Below are 1,511 nucleotides of genomic sequence, written 5' to 3'. Positions count from 1 at the left end.
GAATGGCACTTACTTAAGCGCTAACCAATTGAAATGGATATAAAAAGGCTGACTCAGGGTCGTATGGTGAAAGCGACGAAACCATCACCCGACAACACCGGAGCCAGCCTTCTATGCATCCTAGACGCCGAGCCGCGATCCAACAACAACGGTGCGCTCAGCGCCACGCTAAAGAGGCTGATTCTTACACTTTTTTTGACCTGCTTTCCGACCCGAAGCTGCTTGACTCGGTTGAGCCGCTTATTCCTCGGCATCGTGAAAGACTTTTCCCGCCAACCGAAACACTTTCTCTATTCCTGGCCCAAGCCATGAGTGCTGATGCGTCTTGTCAAAAGGTCGTGAACGATACGGTAGTGGACCGCGTGAAGCATGGCCTCAACACCTGCAGCACCCGGACAGGTGCCTACTGCCGCGCACGGCAACGGTTACCTACAGGAATGGTTTCCACTTTGTGCTGCCAGACAGGACGACTAATGGCGGATGCCGTTCCGCAGACCTGGCAGTGGAACGGCAGACCGGTCCGCCTGGTAGACGGAACCACGATTAGCATGCCCGATACGCAGGCCAATCAGGAGGCCTATCCACAGCCGCGTAGCCAGAAGCCCGGCCTGGGTTTTCCTCAGTGTCGGCTGGTTGGCATCGTCTGCTTGGCCAGTGGCGCTGTGCTGAATGCCGCTGTTGGCCGGTGTCGCGGCAAGGGAGGAGACGAGCAAACGCTGCTGAGAGGCATGCTTTCTACCCTCAGCGCGGGCGGCATTCTGCTGGGCGATTCGTTCTATGCAACCTATTTTCTGTTTGTCGAGTTGCAGCGTCGACAAGTGGATGGCGTATTCGAGCAACACGGTGTACGCCAGCGTTCGACAAACTTTGAGCAGGGCCGGTCTCTGGGGCCAAAGGACCACCTCATTGAGATAACCAAGCCAAAGCAAAAGCCCGACTGGATGAGTCGCGAATATTATGACCAGGCGCCTGAATCCCTGACGGTGCGGGAGTTGTTTTGCGGCGGCAAGGTCCTGGTAACCACGTTGTTGAACGCCAAACATGTGCCGAAAGCTGAACTCAACAAACTGTACCGCAGCCGCTGGCATGTTGAGCTTGATCTACGCAACCTGAAAAGTACGCTCGGGCTAGACACCCTGAGCTGTAAAACCCCCAGCATGGCTATCAAGGAGCTCTGGGTGTACGTGCTGGCGCATAATCTGATTCGGTTGTTAATGTCTCAGTCTGCCTTGCTGGGAGACTGTTTACCGCGCGAGTTAAGCTTCAAGCATACCCTGCAACTCTGGAATGCATGGCGACAGAGCAATGCTGACGGGAGCGACGAAGACTACCTGGCATCGTTATTCTTCCTCATTGCTGAGCAACGGGTGGGTAATCGCCCCCAAAGAATCGAGCCCAGAGCAATCAAGCGACGACCGAGAACCTTCCCGCTGCTAACTCAGCCCAGACCCCTCGCCCGCAAACAAGTAGCAAGGAATGGACACCCAAAGAAGGTTAAGTAAGTGCCATTC

At 55.3% G+C, this 1,511-nt stretch carries 1 protein-coding gene; it reads left to right on the top strand.

Features of this window, described 5'->3' with window-relative positions:
- Positions 1 to 113: 113 nt before the first annotated feature.
- Positions 114 to 1,502 carry an IS4 family transposase gene (locus FHK95_RS19940; protein ID WP_150306373.1) on the top strand — a complete coding sequence of 463 codons (1,389 nt, stop codon included), beginning with the start codon at positions 114 to 116 and terminating at the stop codon, positions 1,500 to 1,502.
- The last annotated feature ends 9 nt before the right edge of the window (positions 1,503 to 1,511 follow it).

The organism is Pseudomonas saliphila, assembly GCF_008638345.1.
GTDB classification, from domain to species: Bacteria; Pseudomonadota; Gammaproteobacteria; order Pseudomonadales; family Pseudomonadaceae; genus Halopseudomonas; species Halopseudomonas saliphila.
Note: the sequence above shows the minus strand (reverse complement) of the source record. Positions and strands in the feature narration are given on the sequence as shown.